Raw genomic sequence first — 18,689 nt, 5'->3', positions numbered from 1 at the left:
GGTCAGGTGCGGCGGCGTCGCCAGCCGACGACACCGCCGGCGAGGGCGAGCAGCGCCAGCAGCCCGACCGTGATCAGTGCCGGCAGCGCCGAACCGGTGTCCTGGCGGGCAGCAGTCGCGGTGGGTGCCGCGTCGAGGATGTGGGGTCCGTCGGTGGTGGCGCTCGGCGATCCGGACGGCACCACCGGACCCGCGGATGTCGCCACTGTGGACGACGGCGTCGGCGCGCCACTGACCGGGACCGACGCTGGCGCTCCCGCCGGCGGGAGGGCGGGTGGAGGGTTGCCGCCTGCGGGGTTGCCCGGCGCCGGCGGGTTGCCAGCGCCCGGTGCGTTTTCGCCACCTGGCTGAGCCGGGGTGGGCGCGGCGGGGGCCGGAGGGGAGGTGGTGGCGCCGGTCGGCTTGCTGTTGCGGGCTCGGACGCTGTCCGGGCTGAACCGGGGCCGCCCCTCGGTCCCCCCGATGTCGGTCGCCCCGAAGATCCACAGGTCGACGCTGCCGGGCTTGGGTTTGTAGCTCATCGCGCCGAGTTGGCTGTAGACCCAGCTGTTCTGCCCCGGGTCGGCGTGCCAGTACGACCAGTACGCGCTGGCCGGCGGGGTGAGGGCACACCCCTCGTCCGCCGGGGTGGGGTACTGGGTGCCGCCCTGGTGGCCCGCGTAGCCGATCCGGCAGATGAACGCCGGCCCGTCGTGCTGTGTTCCGGTGGTGCGCCAGCCGCCCTGGTTGAGCAGTTGGTAACCGGTGGTCGGGGTGGTGCCGCAGGACCGCAGGAGCGGCCCACCCCAGCGGCTGAAGTCGACAGCGAGGATCACCCCGGACGAGGTGGTGCACTGCCCGATCGGCAGCGGGTCGGCCAGCGCCGGCGTGGGCGTCACCGCCAGCGCGCCGACGATCGTCAGCGCCACTGTCGAGCGGCGCCACCTGCGGGCCGTCACGACAGGCCGCCCTGGTCGGCGACAGCGCGACGGCGTGCGGAGACCCGCAGCAGGATGCCCGCGACGACGAGCACCAGCGCCAGCAGGGTGATCGTGACGATCGACCAGCCAGTACGGGGCAGGTTGCCCGACGAGTGCCCGCCGGTGCCGGGCGACGAGGGGGTCACGCTGGGAGCCACGGACGGAGACGGCGACGCCGACGACGGGCTCGCGGTGGGCGTGGGCGTCGGGGTCGGGGTGGCGGACGGGTCCGGGCCCGGCAGTTCGTGCACGTCCCGGGTCAGGGTGGCGAACGAGATGCCTGTCGCGCCGCCGACGACCTGGGTGGACGCGCGTACGTCCGAGCCGGCCTGCCCCCCGGCGGCGACGGTGAACCCGCCGTCGTCGTTCTGCTGACCGGCCAGGAACGACAGTGCCTTGTCGGCCTGTCGGGCGTAGGTGTCGCCGCGCAGGGTGAGGCCCTGGATCGCGAGCGCTGTGGAGTTGGTGGAGTCGCCGGCCGCGCCGGGGAAACCGCCGTGTGCCTTCTGTGTCGACGCGATCCAGCTCAACGCCTTGTCGACGGCGCTGACCGCGGCCGGGTCGTCGGTTGACGACGCGAGAGCCATCGCTGCCATCGCGGTGCTGTCGACGTCCCGGTCGGCGTCCGCCGCCGGGATGAGGCTGGGGAACGATCCGTCGGCGCGCTGGAGGCCCTTCAGGAAGGCGATCGGCTTGGCGGCGGCCTCGCCCTGTCCGGCGCGGCGCTGCGCGATGATGCCGAGCGACTGCCCGAACACCGATGTGGCGTACCGGTAGTTGCCGGCCCCGGCGCAGCCGGCCTGCATGTCGAGCTTGGCGCAGGTGACGTCACCGAGCGCGGCGATCAGGTCGTGTCCGCCGAAGGCACGCGGGTCGTACCCGGTGACCTGGGCGAGGAGGGCCACCTTGCCGATCGCGCCGCCAGCGGCGTAGTCGGTACCGATGCCGAGCCACGTGTCGACTGTGAATCCGCTGTCGCCGACCGCGCCGCCGCCGCGCAGGAACTCGACGATCGCCCGCAGCTTGGCGTCGTCCCCGCCGGTGGCGGCCAGGGCGTAGGCGCCGTCGATGCTCAACCCGAAGTCGGGGAAGCCGGGGAACGACTCGTAGTACCTGCCGTCGATCAGGTTGGTCGACGCGACGAGGTAGGACACCCCCTTGACCAGGTCGGGTCGCGGCCCGGCCGGCGGTGGCGGCGCACCCAGGCTGGCCAGGTTCTTGCCGGCCAGCGCGAGCGCGGCACCGGTCGTGGCGGCCAGGTCGGCGTCCGGGTTGCTCGGGTCGGGGCTGAGCCCACCGCCGGTGGTGATCCGGCCGACCAGCAGGCCGGTGGCGGTAGCGGCCCGGTCGGCGAGGCCCAGCACGGCGAGGGCCTGCGCGGCGTACCCGGTGGAGTAGGTGTCGGTGACCCCCGCGCCGGCGTACGGCTGGTAGCCGCCGTCGGGCTCCTGCGCGCCGGACAGGAACGCCTTTGCCGAATTCAGCGCCGCGTCGTGCCCGCCGAGTGTGTGCAGCGCCAGGACGGCCAGGGCCGTGGCGGCGAGGTCCGGATCACAGGCATCGGTCGGGCTGAGCCATCCGCCGGCGAAGGCGCCGGTCGCACACTGCTGCGCTGTCAGCCGGGAGACGGTCGCGGCGGGCGGGGTGACGCCGGCCCGCTTGAGCGCGAGCAGCGCGCTCGCGTGGCTCATCGGGCCGGCGGATCCGGCGAAGTCACCGGCAGCGGCACAGCCAGCGGCGATGTCGGTCGCGGCGCAGACGTGGTCGGTGAGCGTGGCGATCAGATCCCGGCCGCCGAACGCACGGGGGTCGCCGCCGATGATCGTGGCGAGGAGCGCGAGGTCGGCGACGTTACCGGCGTGCGGCGCGGCGGTGTCACCGTTGGGGAAGATCGCGGCGTCGACGTGCGTCCGGAGGTAGTCGACGACCTTCGTCAGGGTCTGAGCCTGACCGCCGGTCCCGGCCAGCGCTGTGGCGACGGCGATGGTCCGGTGGTAGTCGACACCCCAGTTGTCGACGTGGTCGCCATCGGTCAACTGCCCCACCAGGTAGCTCGCGACGGCCTTGACCTGGGCTTCCGTCGGCCGCGCCGGTTCGGGTGTCCCCGTCGGGGTCGCTGTCGGGGTCGCTGTCGCGCTCGGGGTCGGGCCGCTCGCGCGCACCGACGCGGGGGTGAAGCTCGGCGCCCCGGTGGAGCCGCCGATGTCGGTGCCGCCGAAGACCCACGCCTCGACCTCGCCCGGCCCCGGTCGCTGCGCCATCGCCCCGAGTGGACTGTAGGTCCAGTGGTCCTGCCCGGCCGGGGCGATCCAGTAGGACCAGTAGGCCGTCGCTGGCGGGGTCAACTGGCACGCCTCGTCGGCCGGCGTCGGGCGTTCGGCGCCGGCGTCGAAGGCGGGTGAGCCGATCCGGCAGATGAACCCGGGCCCGTCATGGGCGGTGCCGGTCGTGGTGAAGCCCGCCTCGTGCAGCAGGTCCAGACCGGTGGTCGGGGCGGCGTCGCAGCCCCGCAGCAGCGGCCCACCCCACGCCCCGAAGTCGACCACCACGATCGCGCCCTGGGTGGGGGTGCACGCCTCCAGCGGATCGGCGAGCGCCGCACGGGTCGGCACCACGAGCGCCAACGCGCCGAGCAGCACCGCGGCGACGAGCGCCAACCACGGCGCGGGAGTCCGCGACGTTCGACTGACCAGTGGGGACATGGCGACTCTCTCAGGGGTAGCGGCGCAGGCGCGGACGCGGACCCCGAGGACAAGTCCCGGAAATCTGGCTCCGCGCCGTGTACCTCGACGGCGCTGCGGTGCTCTATCCAGCCAGGTAATCCGACTCGTCCCGATTGGGACCTACGGCTGCGGGCCAGCGCCGGACTTTGACCGGCTTCCCCTGACTGCTGGATCGCGGTCATCGGACCACAGCAGCAACCACCCCGTCAACGCGAGAACGTGTCATGTACCTAACAGCGCGCGGTAGGGACTTCCTCCCATACGGTGACCGCGTCATCGCGTGGGGGAACCCGGTGGAAATCCGGGGCTGACGCGCAACGGTGAGGACGGTTGGCCGTCCCGAGCCCGACTACCCACGTGGTGACGCAGCACCTGCGGTATCCGTCCCACGCGTCCTGCGGCCGGCCCGCCCCGCTCCGCCGGCTCTCCCGTTGGGCCCCGGGTCGAGGCAGTCGTGCCCCGTACCCCCAAGGAGACCCGATGTCCTCGCGCCTTTCCTCCGGCAGTCGCCGGAGACGTCTCGCGACGGTTCCCGCCGCCGCGTTGATCGCCACTGTCGTCGCTGTCGCGACCGGTGCCGCACCGGCCGCCGCGACCTCGACGGCGGCGCAGATCGCCACCGCCAAGACCAACGGCGTCGCCTACCTGCGCACCCTCCAGGCAGCCGACGGCAGCTACGCCAGCGGCGGGCTGTCGAACGAGTGGGTATTCAGCGCGTTCGCCCCCGCCGGTGTCGCGGCGGTGGACGTCTACCCCTCCGGCGACACGACAAAGAACGCCCGCACCGTGTACCGCAACCAACTCTCCGCCGCGTCCTGGCCGAGCACCTCCCCTGTCGTCACCGACTACGAGCGCGGTGTCCTGAACGCCTATGCCGCCGGCATCGACCCCGCTCGCGTCTCCCCCGCCCGCAACCTGATCGCCGACACCATCGCCTACTGGCAGACCGGCTCGGCCGGCTACTACGGCCCGCCGGCCAACGTCAACGGCACCGTATTCGCCACCCTCGCCCTGGCCGGCGCGAAGACCCAGGCCGGTGCCGCCCGCGTACCGCAGGCGCTCCTCAACCTGTCGGTCACCCGGATCCGCAACAACCAGCACAACGACGGCGGCTGGACCTTCACCCAGGCCGAGGGCAACCCCAGCCAACTCGCCGCCGCCAGCGACATCGACATGACCGGCGCCGCGATGGCCGCCCTCTGCGTCGCCGGTGTCCCCAACACCGACACCGACGTCGTGCAGGCGAAGAACTTCCTCAAGGGCAAGCTCGTCAACGCCTCGGGCGCCTTCACCTCGATGTTCGGTGTCAACACCGACTCCAACGCGTGGGCCGTCTCCGGGCTCAACGCCTGCGGCATTCCCAGCCAGGGCTCCGATTTCACCACCACCGCCGGCAAGACCCCTATCGACTTCCTGCGGGCCCAGCAGCTGACCGGCGGCGGTTTCAAGTACCTGACCACAAACACCACGCCGTCGGCGTACGCCTCCATCGACGCGGTGCGGGCCCTGGCCGGCGCGGGCTACACCGCCGCTCCCCCGACCCCGGTCACCGCCGGCGCGCCCACCTGGGTCGCGGCGAGCGGATTCACCGCCGGCACCGCCACCCGGCTCGCCGTGATCATTGACAATGGCAGCGGCAGCATCAAGCCGTGCGCGGTCACGCTGACGCCGACCGCCGCCACCACCACCCTCGGCACCGTGCTGGACGCCGCCATCAGCGCAGCCGCCCCCAGCGGCTGCGTCACCGCCCTCAACCCGACCAGCGGCACCGGCACCATCACCTCGATCAACGGCCTGGCCAACAGCGGCTCCTCCACCTGGAAGGTGTCCAGGGACGGGGGGACCCCGGCCACCGCGACCCGTGGCACGACAGTGACAGTGGGCGACACCATCTACCTGCGCTACGGGGTCTGATTGTCGTCCGGGCGCTGACGTGGCCGGCGGCGGCTCACCCGCCGCCGCTGGCCACCCGCCCGACTGATGGTCGGTTGTTGATCAGCGACATGCTGCATGTCTCTGGTAATTGCCAAAGACTTGCAACTGTGTCACCGTGATGATCAACGGTTGCGGCGCCGCGCCCACCCGACAAACGATCCTCCCCACACCACAGGAGCCCTCTGTGACCCGGATGCGTCCGACCTTCCGACGCCTCGTGGCGTCGACCGCGGCGGCGGGGATGCTCGTCCTCGCCGGGTGCTCGGCCCCTGCCAACCCCGACGGCTCAGCCGGCGGCGCGACGCTTGTCGTCGCCACCTCCGACGAGCCGGACGCGTTGAACCCGGTGCTCAACTACGGCGTCGACGGCGCCTCGCTGATCTTCGACGGCCTCGTCAGCCGGGACGCCGACAACCGCCTCGTCGCCGGTCTGGCCACGGCGTTGCCGGAGCTGTCACCCGACGGCCGCACAGTGACCGCGAAGCTCCGCGACGGCGTGCAGTTCCACGACGGAAGCGCGCTGACCGCCCAGGACGTCGTCTTCACGTACCAGGCCGTGCTGGATCCGACCGTCGACTCGACGCTCCGCTCCGACCTGGACATGGTCGAGTCGGTGACCGCGCCCGACGCGGCAACTGTGGTGTTCCGGCTGCGCTACCCGTACGCGCCGTTCCTACAGCGGCTCACCCTCGGCATCGTGCCGGCGAAGCTGCTCAGCGGGCAGGACATCAACACCGCCGGGTTCAACCGCAAGCCGATCGGGACCGGGCCGTACCGGGTCGACTCCTGGACGCCGGGTGACCGCCTGGTGCTCACCGCCAACGAGCGCTACTTCGGTGGCCGGCCGAAGAACAACCGGGTGGTGGTCGCGTTCGTCGCCGACGACAACGTCCGCGCCCAGCGGATGCGCGCCGGCGAGTTCGACGCCGCCGAGTTGCCGCCGAAGCTGGCCTCCGGTTTCGACGCCGACGCCACGTACAGCGTGCAGCGGGTGCCGACCGCCGACTACCGCGGCGTGATGCTGCCGACGGGCAACGCGGTCCTCGCCGACCCGGCGATCCGCCGGGCGCTCAACCTGGCCGTCGACCGGGCCGCGATGGTGACCGGGCTCCTCGGCGGCGCCGGCGAACCGGCGTTCGGGCCGATCCCGCCGACCTCCGAGTTCGCCGACCCGTCGATCATCGGCAAGCCCACCGCCGACCCGACGGCGGCGGGAGCGCTGCTCGATGCGGCCGGCTGGACTCCCGGCCCCGGCGGGGTACGCGTCAAGGACGGCCGACCGGCCCGGTTCACGCTGATGTACCCGGCGAGCGACACGCTGCGCAAGGACCTGGCCCTCGCCGTCACCGCCGACGCGAAGAAGGTCGGCATCGCTGTCACCCCGGCGGGGCTGACCTGGGACGCCATCGACCCCCGGATGAAGTCCGACGCCCTGCTGATGGGCTACGGCACCCCGTACGACCCGGACTTCGTCTCGTACAAGTTGTTCGGCTCGACGTTCGCGGGGCAGGGCTACTTCAACCCCGGCTCGTACCGCTCCGAGGTGACCGACCGGGCCCTGCAGGAGGGCCGCGACCAGATCGACCCCGCCCTCCGCACTGCCGCGTACGCGCAGTTCCAGAAGCAGCTGGCCGCCGACGTGCCGTGGCTGTTCCTCACCTACCTGCGGCACACCTACGTGCTGAAGTCCTCGGTTCGGGGCGTGGCGCCGCGGGTCGAGGCGCACGAGCACGGGGTGGCGAACAGCCTCTGGTGGAACATCGAGACCTGGACGCGGTCGTGACCCGTTCCGGTCGACTGGCCGGGGCCGGTGCGGTGGTCCGGCGTCGGCTCCTCGTCGCCGTGCCGGTGCTCGCCGCGACCAGCGTCGGGATGTTCGCCCTCGGTGCCGCCTCGCCTGTCGACCCCGCGAAGCAGTACGCGGGCGCGGCGGCCTTCACCGCCAGTGAGGAGAACCTGGCCCAGCTGCGCGCGAACTGGGGCGTCGACGACCCCCTGCCGGTGCAGTACCTGCGGTGGATCAGCAACCTGGTCCAGGGCGACCTGGGGTGGTCGACCAGCCGCCACGAGCCGGTCGCCTCGGTGCTCGCCGCCCGGGCCGGCTGGACGCTGCTCCTGATCGGTGTGTCCCTCGCCCTGGTCCTGGTCGCGAGCCTGCTGCTGGGCGCGCTGGCGGCGTACCGGCGGGGTGGGTTGTTCGACCGCGCGTTACGGGCGGCCGCGTACGCGGTGCAGTCGATGCCGGTCTTCTGGCTGGGCCTGGCCGCGATCGCCGTGTTCGCGCTGGCCCTGGGCTGGTTGCCGGCGGGCGGGCTCACCGACGTCACAGCGACCAGCACGTCCTGGTCCGATGTGGCGCACCACCTGATCCTGCCGGTCGCGGTGTTGGCCGTGTCCCAGGCCCCGTGGTTCGTGCTGTTCGTTCGGGACGCGGTGGCGGAGAGCATGCGCGACGACCACGTGCTCGCGGCGCGGGCACGCGGGTTGCCCGGTCGGACTGTGCTGTTCGGGCACGCACTGCGGACCGCGCTGCTGCCGTTCCTCACCCTGGTCGGCACCCACCTGCCCGAGCTGGTCGGCGGGGCGGTGCTGGTCGAGACGGTCTTCTCGCTGCCGGGCCTCGGCGCCGTCACTGTCGCCGCCGCGCTGGGCAGCGACTTCCCACTGCTGGCGGCGATCACGCTGGTCACCACGGCGGTGGTGCTGGCCGCGAACCTCGCTACCGACCTCGCCTACGCCGCCGCCGACCCGAGGGTACGACTCGATGGCTGACCTCGCTGCCCGACCGTCGCTGCTGCGGGTGACCCGGTCGCGGCTGCGGCTGCGCCCCGGCCGGGCTGGTGTCATGGTGGCCGGCCTGGTCCTCCTGGTGGCCATCGCCGGCTCCCTGCTCGCTCCGCTGGTCTGGCCGCTGGACCAGAGCGCTGTCGCACTGGACCAGACCCGGTTGGCGCCGTCCTGGACCCACCTCGCCGGCACCGACGACCTGGGCCGCGACGTGGCCCACCGCGCGGTCTACGGGCTGCGGGTCTCGCTGCTCGTCGGCGCGGTCGCCGCGCTCGTCGCCACAGTCCTCGGGGGCGTGGTGGGCGGGATCGCCGGCACGCTCGGCGGCCGGGTGGACCGGATCCTGATGCGGATCGTGGACACCATCGCCGCGATGCCACACCTGCTGCTGGGCATCTTCATCGTCGCCATGCTGCGTCCCAGCCTCGGTGCCGTGATCGCCTCGGTGGGGCTCACCCACTGGCTCTCCACCGCCCGCATCGTCCGATCCGAGTTGTTGAGCCTTCGGACCCGACCGTTCATCGACGCCGCCATCAGCGGCGGAGCCGGCCGGCTCCGGGTCCTCACCCGGCACCTGCTGCCGCACGTCCTGCCCCGGCTGGCCCTGGCGACCACACTGATGATCCCGCACGCGGTGTGGCACGAGACCGCCCTGTCGTTCCTCGGCCTCGGCCTGCCGCCACACCTCGCCTCACTGGGCAACATGATCAACGACGGTCAGGGGTCGCTGTTGACCGGCGCCTGGTGGGCCAGCCTGGCACCGGGCGCGGTGATCGTCGTCGTCACCCTCGCCATCGCGGTCCTCGCCGGCCGCTGGCGCGACCGTCTCGATCCCCGGGTCCGAGCGGAGCTGCACCTGTGACCACCACCGAATCCGTTTCCGCCCCGGCGTCGCCCCGTGCCGCCTCGAGCCAGCCGCTACTCGCCGTGGACGGCCTCGGCGTCGAGTTCCGGCTCCGCGACGCGCGCGTGCGCGCCGTCAGCGATCTCAGCCTCACCGTCCGGCCCGGCGAACTGCTGGCCATCGTGGGCGAGTCCGGCTGCGGCAAATCCGTCCTGGCCCACGCCCTGCTCGGCCTCCTGCCGGGCAACGCCACGACCACCGGTCACGCCGTGCTGCACCACCCCGGCGCCGACCCGGTCGACCTGGTCACCTGCGGCCAACGCGAGCTGGCCCGGAGGGTACGCGGACGCCGGGTCGGGTTGGTCCCGCAGAGTCCGGCCACCGCCCTGAACCCGGTCCGCACCGGGCGGCGACTGCTCGCCGAGACGCTGCGGGCGCACGGCCGCGACCGCGCCGACGCCGACCAACTCGCTGTCGATGTCGGGCTCGACCCGGCGGACCTGGACCGCTACCCCCACGAGCTGTCCGGTGGCATGGCACAGCGTCTGGTCACCGCGCTCGCGCTGGCGCCCGACCCGTCGCTGCTCATCGCCGACGAGCCCACCACCGGGCTGGACCGGCCGCTTGTGGACCACACCCTCGACCTGCTGCGCCGCCGTTGTGAGAACGGCGCGGCCGTCGTGCTCATCACGCACGACCTGGCCGCCGCACGCCGGGTCGCCGACACCGTCGCCGTGATGTACGCCAGTCGCATCGTGGAACACCGCGACACCGACCAACTCTTCACCGCGCCGGCCCACCCGTACGCCTCGGCGCTGCTCGACGCCCTGCCGGACCGGGCCTTCCGGCCGGTGCCGGGCGACCCGCCGATGCTCACCGCGCTGCCCCCCGGGTGCGCGTTCGCGCCCCGCTGCCCACGCCGCACCGACACCTGCGCCGACCGACCACAGTCGACACCGGTCACCGGCGGCGGCACTGTGGCCTGCCACCACCCGATCCCCACCGGAGCCACCACGTGACCAGCGCGCACCACCTGCTCGCCGACGAGGTGAGCGTCTCCTACGGCCGCCAGGTCGTCCTCGACGGCGTCACAGTGCGCATCGGCCGGGGAGAGACGGTCGGACTGCGTGGGCCGTCCGGCTGCGGAAAGTCGACACTGGTCCGGATCCTGGCCCTGCTGCACCGCCCCGATCAGGGCCGGGTCAGCATCGACGGCACCGCTGTGGACGCCGTCCGGTACGCCGTTCCGGTCGCCCTACGGACCCGCGTCGCCGCCCTCTTCCAGAGCCCGCGCGCCGCCGCCGATCCTCGACTGAGCCTCACCGATCTGATCGCCGAACCGCTGCGCGCCACCCGGACGCCCGAGTCGGCGGTCCGGGAACGGGTGGCCGAACTCGCCGACCTCGTCGGCCTCACAGCGGATCTACGCAGCCGGCGTCCCCACGCGGTATCCGACGGGCAACTGCAACGCGCCTGCCTCGCGCGGGCCCTCGTACACCGCCCCGACTACCTGCTCTGCGACGAGGCCACCGCGATGCTCGACGCCTCGACCCAGGCGCACGTCGCCGCCGTCATCCGCGATTACCAGCGGACCCAGCAGGCCGGGGTCCTGGTCATCACCCACGACCAGACCCTGCTGGACCGCTGGAGCGACCGCATCGTCGACCTGGCCGCCACAGCGGGGGTACGCGCCTGACCCTCGGCGCGGTCTGTTGCGAATCCCGGGGGGCAAGTGGCGATCGGCCTCGGAGGTCCGCCTCCGCCACTCGGGCGCGGCAGCGTCAGCCGACGTCGACTGGCACCCGCCGAGCGCGGGGGTCCGGACGGCCGCCCAGGATGGCGGCGAGGATCTCCGCGCCGTCGACGACCCTCGGGCCGGGGCGGTTGAAGTAGGCAGGCCCGTCGACCACCCATACCTGCCCCTGACGGACCGCGGGCAGGTCCGCCCAACCGGGTTGCGCGGTCGCCACTGACAGCTCGTCGACGGTTCGCTCCGGCGTGAACCCGCACGGCCCGAACACCACCACCTCGGGAGCCAGGTCCGCTACCACCGACCACAGGTGCGGGGTGCTGTGCGCACCCGGCCCGAGCAGCAGCGACCGCCCGCCCGCGTAGGTGATCTGCTCCGGAACCCAGTGCCCGCCAGGCATCAACGGATCGAGCCACTCGACGAACAGCACCGTCGGCGCGCCGGGCACCGCCCCTGGCAACGCTGCCAGGCGACGCTCGGCGTCGGCTCGGATCTCCGCCGCCCTACCTTCGGTGCCGGTCAGCGCGGCCACGGCATCGACAGTGTCCAGGATCCCGTCGATGGTCCTCGCCTCCAGGGACATCACACTGGTGTCGAGATCGATCAGACCAACCGCGTCATTGACCCGCTCGTAGGAGACCGCACACACGTCACACAGATCCTGGGTCAGGATCAGATCCGGCTTCAACCCCTCCAGCATGGCGACGTCGAGCTGGTACAACGACGATCCCCGGTGCGGGTCACCGGCGATCGCCGCCGAGATCTCCCGGCTCGTCAAGGTCTCCGGCAGGGACGTCGCGGTCACCGCCGGGATGTCGGCCAGAGCCCCCGGCGGCCAGTCACACTCGTGGGTACGCCCGACCAGTTGCCCGGTCAGGCCGAGCATGGCCACGATGTCCGTGGCCGCCGGCAGCAGGGAGACGATTCGCACGTCCGCCTGCCTACCAGGCGCGACCGAGCCACGTCCACTCATGGATGACCCCACAGGCCAGGCGGTCCTCGTTAGGCCAGTCGTGTCCACGACGATGCGTTCGGGTACCTCGCCCTGTCACATCGGCTCGTCGTCTGGGCTCACAAGCACGAGTGCAAACACGCGAGGAGGACACAGTGCAGTTTGAGGAAGCCGCCGAGGCCGCCGACGAAGCGACGATGCGGTCGATGCTGTCCGCCGACCCTGGGCTGCGCGATCGGCATGCAGACCTGGTTACGCGGATGGCCGAGGCGCGCAACTGGTCAACGGTCCGGCTGCTCATCGAGCTTGGCTTCGGCGTCAACGGTGTCACCGCCGCCGGCGCCACCGCCTTGCACCATGCGGCGGCAGCGGGTGAGCTGTCGATCGCGCGCCTGCTGGTCGAGCACGGTGCCGACCACACCGCCCGCGAACCTGGGTTCAACGCGCAGCCGGCGGGCTGGGCGCAGTACTTCAAGAAGCGGGAAACCCAGCAATATCTCGAGTCCCTGGCCTGATGCCGCGCCGTCCGGTCACGCGGCATCAGACCCACAGCCCGTGGAAGTGGGGCTCGGCATTCACCCCATTGTTCGCTCCGCCTGGTTCAGGAGGGCGGAGTTCAGGAGGGCGGAGTTCAGGAGGGCGGACGCGAGGCGGTGGACGCGGTCGGGGTCGCGGACAACGTCGATCCTGACGATCTTGTCGCCCGCGACAGTGAAGGCCATGACAGAGAACGGCTGCCCGTCGCGGGTGATCAACGTTCCGATCGCGCCGTTGACCAGGGCGGGGCGCAGTTGGCCACCGCGTGGGGCGCGGGCCTGCTTGGCCACGGCCTCCGCGCCGCGGACGACGGTCGCCGGCCTGGCGGTGCCGAAGTCGGTGCGCAGGACGACGTCGGGGTCGAGAGCCTGCACGAGGGCGTCGAAGTCACCGGTCCACGCAGCCGCGTAGAAGGCACGGACGACCTGCCGCTGGCGCGCTAGATCCGGATCGGGTGAAGGGATCTCGGCACCGTGCACCCGGCGCCGTGCCCGGCTGGCGAGTTGTCGCGCGGCGGCCGGGGTGCGGCCCGCGATGCCGGCGATCTCCTCGAAGGGCAGGTCGAACATGTCGTGCAGCACGAACGCCAACCGCTCAGCAGGAGTGAGCTGGTCGAGCACGACGAGCAGGGCCAAGCTCACCGAGTCGGCCAGCAACGCCTCCTGCTCGGGGTCGAGGTCCCCGTCCGGGATGACAACCAGGTCGGGCAGGTGCGTGGCGAACGGATCCTCCCGGCGCCGTCGGCGGGAGCGCAGCATGTGCAGGCACTCCCGGGCGACGACAGTGGTCAACCATCCGCCGAGGTTGTCGATCTGATCCGCGTCGGACCGGCTCAGCCGTAGCCAGGCGTCCTGAACAGCGTCGTCCGCGTCAGCCAGCGAACCGAGCATTCGATAAGCCACCGCCCGCAGCCGGGGTCGGTGCTGCTCGAAGCGCGCGGCCAACCACTCATTCTCGTCCATCGGTCACACCATCCCATCGCCAAGGCTCACAGAGATGAACCCTCAGGCACGGCGAACGTGACACCGCCGAACCCGGGAAGCGGCCTCTGACTTGCGCAAACTGAGAGTGAGCGATGCTGGCATCGAACCAGTGACCTCTTCGGTGTGGACTCTCGGCGAGCCGGTTGGATCGGGCTTGATGCGAGGTCGCACGGCCTGCTGGCGCGCTGCTCGGCTCGGTTCGGCTGACCGGGTTGCTGTACTTACTGCTGTGCTGCTGGCGTCGGACGAGGCGTTGGATGCGGACCTTCGCTCGGCAATCTTGGTGGCGGGCCGCGGCTACACTGACGCCTCCGAATCCCCTGCTCGGCAACCGAAACGGAGGCGCGATGGGTAATCCGCTGTTGGACGCCGAGGATGCGCGGGAACGCCTTGAGGCATGGCAGGCCAATGCCTCGCGCCGGGCCGCCGACACGCAGGCCGCCAGTGCCGGGTTGCGCGCGCTGCGGGTCACGGCCGCCGACGCCCAAGGGATCGTCGACGTCACCGTCGACTCCACGGGGGCGATGGCCGACGTCCGGCTCTCCGCGCGGGTGCAGCGCGTGGGCCTTGAGCAGACGCAGCAGGCGATCATGGGCGCCTATCGCAACGCGCGGGTCAAGCTCGCCGAGGCCGCCGCCGAGGTCGTGCGGGAGACGGTCGGCGCCGACTCGGCGACCGGCCGGGCCCTGCTGGCCGGATTCCGGACCGGCGACACCGAGGACGAAGAGGGGCGTTACTGATGCACGGTGGGTTCGAGGTCGACATCGAGGCCCTGCGCGCACACGCCACGGCCATGTTGGCCATTCACGACCGCTTCGCCGCCGTCAAGGCCGCGAGCGGCACCATCTTCCAGGCCGACGAGGCGTACGGGCAGCTCTGCCAGTTCTTACCGCCCGTCCTGGAGGGACGCCACCGGGACCAGGATAAGGGCGTGGGGATGCTCGCCGAGAACATCGCGCTGCTCGCCGCGGGAATCAAGAAAACAGCCGACGCCTACGAGCGGGCCGAGGAGTCGACCACCGACGGCTTCAACTCCTTCCACTCCGCGACCTGAGCCGGCCCGGCGTCCTCTCATGAGCAACCCACTGGTCGCCACGACCTCCGACATCCCTTCGACCAGCGCCGCGCACCGCGACGGCTGGACCGGCCTGCCGCTTGCCAACGACTACATGGGCATCAAGGACGCCATCGACTCCGGCAGCTGGATCGACGGCTCAATCGCGGGCTTGGGCGCCGCTCTCGACGGGGCGGCCATCGCCATCGACCCGTTCAGCACGCTCCTGTCGATGGGCATCGAGTGGGCCATCGAGCAGGTCGAGCCACTGAAGCAGGCGCTCGACTGGCTCGCCGGTGATCCCGAGACCATCGAGACGCACGCCATGACCTGGGACAACATGGCCAGTGAGCTGTTCTCCATCGCCGAGGACCTCAAGGCGCGGCTGGTCGGCGACCTCGACGGATGGCAGGGCGCCGCGGCCGACGCCTACCGCGACATCCTCACCATCAACATCGACGTCGCCGGGATCTTCGCGGGCACGGCCGCCGGCATGGGTGCCGCGACCCGTGGCGCGGGAACCGTGGTGCAGATAGTGCGGGAGGTCGTGCGCGCCTTCATCGCCGACTGCATCGCCAAGGTCGTGGTGTGGCTGGCCGAGGTGGTGTTCTCTCTCGGCTTCGCCACACCGCTTGTCGCCTCCCAGCTCGCGGTCGCCGTCGTCCGCTGGACCGGCCGCATCTTCGGCTGGCTGATGGGCCTGATCGCCAGCCTGTCCGCCCTTCGCGCACTCCTCGACGTCTAGGCGGCCCTCGATGCGACAACTCATGGCGGCTCTGCGGACCACCGCCGTCCTGGTGGTCCTGTTCGCTGTGGCGGGTCTCCACAAGCTCCCCTCAGGCCCCACCCCACCGCACGGCGGTGGCGGCGATGGCCCCAAGCGTCCCAAGTTCAACCCCGCAATGATGCCCAAGCGCGTGGGAGCAGCCCAGCAGCACGGCATCAAGCGCGCCGAGGAGGGCCGCCCGAAGGACGCCGACACATCCGAGCCCGAGGTACCCAAGAGGACCAACCCCTGGGACGACCCCGACTTCGCCGACGCCAGGTACGACATGCGCCGCTTCGGTGAGATGGGCGACGGGGCGATGAACAAGATCTGGGACGGCGACGGCAGGGGCGATGGCGACCACAAGCCCTCGTCCACCGAGCCCGGCAAGACGCTCTTCCCACCCGGCACCACCAAGGCACAGGTCGAGGGCTGGTTCAAGAGCATCGCCGCCAACCCCGACAGCCGCCCTCAGCCACGTCCTCACGGCGACGGCTGGGTCGTCACCGGCACCCGCGACGGCATCACCTGCCTCGTTACCCTGGACAAGGACGGCAGCATCTCCGGCGGCCACCCCCTCAGCGGCGAGGGCGTGACCACCAACCCGCCGGCCTAGCCACCGCACCCACGGGAGACCCATGGAAGTCATCGATTTCTACCGGCTCAGCCGCCGGATCACCGACCAGCTCGCACCCAAGATCAGCCCGAAGTACCGGCCGATCGTCTTGGCCTCCGGAGGCGCCGGGGCCTGGGCCCTGGCGATCCCGACGCTCGTCGGCGCCCTGTCGGAGGAGGACGTCGTGATCACCACGGCGGAGAAGGACGCGCTGCGGGAGCTCATGGAGTTCCGCCGGGAGCCTCTGACCTACCTGGAGCAGATCCGGACCTCGGACTGACGACTGAAGCGTAGATCGGGCCCCTCGAACCCTGCACCGTGTCGACCAGCAGAAGGTTCGGGCCTGTTCGATGTTGTCGAAGCGGTCGGGGAAGCCGGGCCGGTACTCCAGTGTCTTGAAGTGCGCTGCGCTGTACGGGTTGTCGTTGCTCGTGTGCGGCGCCGCGAGTGGCTCGCAGAAAGGCCACCTCCCGAAATCGGGAAGCGGCCTCTGACCTGCGCGAACTGAGAGTGGGCGATGCTGGTATCGAACCAGCGCCCTCTTCGGTGGGAAACAGGACGCCGCACCGACTCGGACCTGCGGGAACGTGGAGACGCAGGTAGGGGTGGGTGCAGTTGAGCGCCGTTCGGGGCCGTTGGACGCGGTTCAAGGCTGTTCACGGCACCCTGTTGCTCCCAGTCTGCTCCCCCTATCCGGGCCCGGCACCGCCTCCTTGTTAGTCACAGGCAGCACCAGCAATACAGGTCCTCGCCCGCGTCTCGGGCGCGCTGAGCAAGGGCGGCAACCTTTTCGATCACAGGCAGCATCTCGTCGTCCCCGCTCCACAACAACTCAAGGTCGACCAGGCTCACATCCCAGTCCACCTGTCGAACGAAGCTCACAAGCTTCCCGAGGGTCACCGTCGGCTCGATTCCCTTCAGATCAACCGCATCCACAGCGATGCCGCCGCGGATGGCAGCGAACGGTCCGCCCTCGAAATCCTTCATCAACCCGACAGCCGCAGCGTCGTCGTTGGCCCGGAAGTAGTCGTACAGCACACCCGTGGCACGCACTTCACCACAGGGATACGACAGCGGATGCCCCCACATCCGGGCGTACGCCAAGATGCAGGTCCAACGCTCCAATGGCGGCGCTGCCTGGGTGCGGGGCAGGCAACGATGTCCCATGGCTCACAGGCGGCCGCCGGCCAAACGGCGCAGTTATCGTGTCCGACGTGAACCTCGCGGATTGTGATCGACGCGGGCAGCACAGATTCGGCGGCCTGAACGCGCGGGTGGATGTCCACCTGATCGGGCGGGTGTATGGGTTCCGGGTGGGAAGGGCTGGATCGTGGGTATCGCGTGGCGCGAGGCGCCGGAAGATCTGGTCGGGCTGCTACGCCTACACGGCCTGACTCCGGACCGGGTGGACAACGTCGAGATCGCGTGGAAGGCGTTCCGCGAGTTTCTTGCCCAGCCGGTCGACGGCCTGGAGCCAGGGCTGGACAGCGACGCCGATAGCTTCATTGTTCAGTGGGGCCGGTACAGCTGGCACGACCGGCTTCCCAGCCTGAGCTTCACCCGACAGTTCGCCGTCGACGCGCAGGAAACTTGGACCGAGACCGACCGGTACCAACCAGAAATGTGGCAGGTCAGCCTGGATCTGGTATTCGCAGACGCACCCGCGCTCGCCGACCTCGACAAGCTCGACGTCCAGGACACCGGGTTCAACTTCAGTCCACCCGGCCCGGCGCGAAACCATGCGATCGGTAAAGCGGAGTGGACGGTGCAGCACCACCCGACATTGCAAGCACTGTGGGCGAGCACCCCCGTGCACAGCGCCGTCACGCTGGACCGCGCAGACTAATCACCCGAACGCGCCAACCGCACCCGATTGGATGCCGTCTCTGGCAAGCGGCGGTGGGTTGCGTCCCACAGCGACAACCCGTGCGCGGTCGCCGTTGAAGTCCGGGTCGAGGCGGTCGGCCAAACACGAGCGGTGCGCGGCAAATGAAGCACAGCCCGGTCCGTCGCTGCTGCGCACGTCGACGGTGACGCCGTCGCCGCCAGGACTGAGGATCGTGGGCTGGCCGCAGCATCCGCACGGCCAGCTGAGCTCGCGCAGGTCCGCGGCGCGCATCGTAAGGCGTATCCAGGCGGGCGGGTGGTACCTGCGGATCTCTTGGACGACCGCCTCGACCTGCACTCCGACCGACGGGTATTCCTCAGGCAGTGCGCGAGGTGCACCCGAAGGGCTGTCGATGACGCCGGCGTCGGCCGACGCACCCACCGTTTCATGTCCGAGGACCTGGGCCATGACCCCCCAGGGCTGGTGGCTGATGATCGTCGCCCGGACAGCGGTGCCCGCCACCAGGTCACCACCGACGCTGTCGAAACGCTGCATCGGATGATCGTCGCGTATCACCTCATCAGCGGCACAGTCGGGCCCGCGGGAAAGAGGACGCCTAACCGAATCTGCCCTGCGAAAACGTGGAGCCGCAGGCAGGGGTGGGTGCAGTTGCGGGCCGTCGGGTGCAGTTTGGTGCAGTTGAAGGCCGTTCAGTGCACCCTGATGCTCCCCACCTGCTCCCCCAATCCCCGGCTCGCAATTGGGCTGCGCGGCCCACCGGCGGTGGATAGTCCAGCAGGTCGTTCCTCGCCAGATCGCGGACGCTGGCCCGAGGTACGGCCATCGGAGCAGCCCCCCCCCCCGTTACCTTTTTGATCGTCCCCAGCCGGGGACCCTCGGTCGCCCGGCCCGGTATGACTTCCTGCCCCTGTCGTTCGGATGATCCGGGGGGTGT

The 18,689-nt window shown here is 71.0% G+C and carries 19 protein-coding genes and 2 riboswitches; of the genes, 13 read left to right on the top strand and 6 right to left on the bottom strand.

Going from position 1 to position 18,689, the window contains the following annotated elements; all coding sequences use genetic code 11:
- Positions 1-2 precede the first annotated feature (2 nt).
- Positions 3-938, bottom strand: coding sequence for an LPXTG cell wall anchor domain-containing protein (locus tag AB0C19_RS26185; RefSeq protein ID WP_357189516.1), 936 nt, complete (start codon positions 936-938; stop codon positions 3-5).
- Positions 935-3,661: a prenyltransferase/squalene oxidase repeat-containing protein gene (locus tag AB0C19_RS26180; RefSeq protein ID WP_357189514.1), complete on the bottom strand. Its 2,727-nt coding sequence runs from the start codon at positions 3,659-3,661 to the stop codon at positions 935-937. Before AB0C19_RS26180 ends, AB0C19_RS26185 begins: the two co-directional genes overlap by 4 nt.
- Positions 3,662-3,753: 92 nt before the next feature.
- Positions 3,754-3,883: riboswitch (cobalamin riboswitch) on the bottom strand.
- Between the two features lie 52 nt (positions 3,884-3,935).
- Positions 3,936-4,058: riboswitch (cobalamin riboswitch) on the top strand.
- 104 nt (positions 4,059-4,162) lie between these two features.
- Between AB0C19_RS26180 and AB0C19_RS26175 the strand changes: the two genes are divergently transcribed.
- From AB0C19_RS26175 to AB0C19_RS26150, 6 genes are all read left to right on the top strand, one after another.
- Positions 4,163-5,596: a prenyltransferase/squalene oxidase repeat-containing protein gene (locus tag AB0C19_RS26175; protein WP_357189512.1), complete on the top strand. Its 1,434-nt coding sequence runs from the start codon at positions 4,163-4,165 to the stop codon at positions 5,594-5,596.
- Between the two features lie 214 nt (positions 5,597-5,810).
- Entirely contained in the window at positions 5,811-7,400 is a 1,590-nt protein-coding gene (locus tag AB0C19_RS26170; protein WP_357189654.1) for an ABC transporter substrate-binding protein, read from the top strand.
- Positions 7,370-8,389, top strand: a complete 1,020-nt coding sequence (locus AB0C19_RS26165; RefSeq protein ID WP_357189510.1) for an ABC transporter permease — start codon at positions 7,370-7,372, stop codon at positions 8,387-8,389. Before AB0C19_RS26170 ends, AB0C19_RS26165 begins: the two co-directional genes overlap by 31 nt.
- Positions 8,382-9,266, top strand: coding sequence for an ABC transporter permease (locus AB0C19_RS26160; protein WP_357189508.1), 885 nt, complete (start codon positions 8,382-8,384; stop codon positions 9,264-9,266). Before AB0C19_RS26165 ends, AB0C19_RS26160 begins: the two co-directional genes overlap by 8 nt.
- The gene (locus tag AB0C19_RS26155) at positions 9,263-10,267 is read left to right on the top strand and encodes an ABC transporter ATP-binding protein (RefSeq protein WP_357189506.1); all 1,005 of its coding nucleotides are present in this window, start codon (positions 9,263-9,265) and stop codon (positions 10,265-10,267) included. Before AB0C19_RS26160 ends, AB0C19_RS26155 begins: the two co-directional genes overlap by 4 nt.
- Positions 10,264-10,944, top strand: a complete 681-nt coding sequence (locus AB0C19_RS26150; RefSeq protein WP_357189504.1) for an ATP-binding cassette domain-containing protein — start codon at positions 10,264-10,266, stop codon at positions 10,942-10,944. The genes AB0C19_RS26155 and AB0C19_RS26150 overlap by 4 nt, the downstream gene beginning before the upstream one ends.
- An 85-nt stretch (positions 10,945-11,029) precedes the next feature.
- Here AB0C19_RS26150 and AB0C19_RS26145 read toward each other — a convergent pair whose 3' ends face one another.
- Positions 11,030-11,929 carry an ABC transporter substrate-binding protein gene (locus AB0C19_RS26145; protein ID WP_357189502.1) on the bottom strand — a complete coding sequence of 300 codons (900 nt, stop codon included), beginning with the start codon at positions 11,927-11,929 and terminating at the stop codon, positions 11,030-11,032.
- A 176-nt stretch (positions 11,930-12,105) separates the two neighbouring features.
- On the opposite strand from AB0C19_RS26145, the gene AB0C19_RS26140 reads away from it, so the two are divergent.
- Positions 12,106-12,465, top strand: coding sequence for an ankyrin repeat domain-containing protein (locus tag AB0C19_RS26140; protein WP_357189501.1), 360 nt, complete (start codon positions 12,106-12,108; stop codon positions 12,463-12,465).
- 60 nt (positions 12,466-12,525) lie between these two features.
- On the opposite strand, the gene AB0C19_RS26135 is transcribed toward AB0C19_RS26140, so the two are convergent.
- Positions 12,526-13,449, bottom strand: coding sequence for a sigma-70 family RNA polymerase sigma factor (locus tag AB0C19_RS26135; RefSeq protein WP_357189499.1), 924 nt, complete (start codon positions 13,447-13,449; stop codon positions 12,526-12,528).
- A gap of 368 nt (positions 13,450-13,817) precedes the next feature.
- On the opposite strand from AB0C19_RS26135, the gene AB0C19_RS26130 reads away from it, so the two are divergent.
- From AB0C19_RS26130 to AB0C19_RS26110, 5 genes are read left to right on the top strand one after another with little or no spacing between them, the layout of a single operon-like run.
- Positions 13,818-14,210: a YbaB/EbfC family nucleoid-associated protein gene (locus AB0C19_RS26130; protein WP_357189497.1), complete on the top strand. Its 393-nt coding sequence runs from the start codon at positions 13,818-13,820 to the stop codon at positions 14,208-14,210.
- A complete protein-coding gene (locus AB0C19_RS26125; protein ID WP_357189495.1) occupies positions 14,210-14,524 on the top strand; it encodes a type VII secretion target in 315 nt (104 codons plus the stop codon). Before AB0C19_RS26130 ends, AB0C19_RS26125 begins: the two co-directional genes overlap by 1 nt.
- A 19-nt stretch (positions 14,525-14,543) precedes the next feature.
- A complete protein-coding gene (locus tag AB0C19_RS26120; protein WP_357189493.1) occupies positions 14,544-15,269 on the top strand; it encodes a hypothetical protein in 726 nt (241 codons plus the stop codon).
- Between the two features lie 10 nt (positions 15,270-15,279).
- Positions 15,280-15,906 carry a hypothetical protein gene (locus AB0C19_RS26115; protein ID WP_357189491.1) on the top strand — a complete coding sequence of 209 codons (627 nt, stop codon included), beginning with the start codon at positions 15,280-15,282 and terminating at the stop codon, positions 15,904-15,906.
- A gap of 22 nt (positions 15,907-15,928) precedes the next feature.
- Complete coding sequence (locus AB0C19_RS26110; RefSeq protein ID WP_357189489.1) at positions 15,929-16,186, top strand: hypothetical protein; 258 nt, start codon at positions 15,929-15,931, stop codon at positions 16,184-16,186.
- A gap of 440 nt (positions 16,187-16,626) precedes the next feature.
- Here AB0C19_RS26110 and AB0C19_RS26105 read toward each other — a convergent pair whose 3' ends face one another.
- Entirely contained in the window at positions 16,627-17,010 is a 384-nt protein-coding gene (locus AB0C19_RS26105) for a hypothetical protein (protein ID WP_357189487.1), read from the bottom strand.
- A 226-nt stretch (positions 17,011-17,236) separates the two neighbouring features.
- Here AB0C19_RS26105 and AB0C19_RS26100 point away from each other — a divergent pair, with 226 nt between their 5' ends.
- Positions 17,237-17,752: a hypothetical protein gene (locus AB0C19_RS26100; RefSeq protein ID WP_357189485.1), complete on the top strand. Its 516-nt coding sequence runs from the start codon at positions 17,237-17,239 to the stop codon at positions 17,750-17,752.
- Here AB0C19_RS26100 and AB0C19_RS26095 read toward each other — a convergent pair whose 3' ends face one another.
- Complete coding sequence (locus tag AB0C19_RS26095; RefSeq protein ID WP_357189483.1) at positions 17,753-18,289, bottom strand: hypothetical protein; 537 nt, start codon at positions 18,287-18,289, stop codon at positions 17,753-17,755.
- Positions 18,290-18,689: the final 400 nt, after the last annotated feature.

Source organism: Micromonospora sp. NPDC048842 (genome assembly GCF_040649935.1).
Taxonomy (GTDB): domain Bacteria; phylum Actinomycetota; class Actinomycetes; order Mycobacteriales; family Micromonosporaceae; genus Micromonospora; species Micromonospora hortensis.
Note: the sequence above shows the minus strand (reverse complement) of the source record. Positions and strands in the feature narration are given on the sequence as shown.

Bases quoted from the DNA above. Each gene is read 5' to 3' on its own strand.
- AB0C19_RS26180 (WP_357189514.1), bottom strand. From the start codon at position 3,661: ATGTCCCCACTGGTCAGTCGAACGTCGCGGACTCCCGCGCCGTGGTTG.
- AB0C19_RS26175 (WP_357189512.1), top strand. From the start codon at position 4,163: ATGTCCTCGCGCCTTTCCTCCGGCAGTCGCCGGAGACGTCTCGCGACG.
- AB0C19_RS26170 (WP_357189654.1), top strand. From the start codon at position 5,811: ATGCGTCCGACCTTCCGACGCCTCGTGGCGTCGACCGCGGCGGCGGGG.
- AB0C19_RS26160 (WP_357189508.1), top strand. From the start codon at position 8,382: ATGGCTGACCTCGCTGCCCGACCGTCGCTGCTGCGGGTGACCCGGTCG.
- AB0C19_RS26135 (WP_357189499.1), bottom strand. From the start codon at position 13,449: ATGGACGAGAATGAGTGGTTGGCCGCGCGCTTCGAGCAGCACCGACCC.
- AB0C19_RS26130 (WP_357189497.1), top strand. From the start codon at position 13,818: ATGGGTAATCCGCTGTTGGACGCCGAGGATGCGCGGGAACGCCTTGAG.
- AB0C19_RS26125 (WP_357189495.1), top strand. From the start codon at position 14,210: ATGCACGGTGGGTTCGAGGTCGACATCGAGGCCCTGCGCGCACACGCC.
- AB0C19_RS26120 (WP_357189493.1), top strand. From the start codon at position 14,544: ATGAGCAACCCACTGGTCGCCACGACCTCCGACATCCCTTCGACCAGC.
- AB0C19_RS26115 (WP_357189491.1), top strand. From the start codon at position 15,280: ATGCGACAACTCATGGCGGCTCTGCGGACCACCGCCGTCCTGGTGGTC.
- AB0C19_RS26110 (WP_357189489.1), top strand. From the start codon at position 15,929: ATGGAAGTCATCGATTTCTACCGGCTCAGCCGCCGGATCACCGACCAG.
- AB0C19_RS26095 (WP_357189483.1), bottom strand. From the start codon at position 18,289: ATGCAGCGTTTCGACAGCGTCGGTGGTGACCTGGTGGCGGGCACCGCT.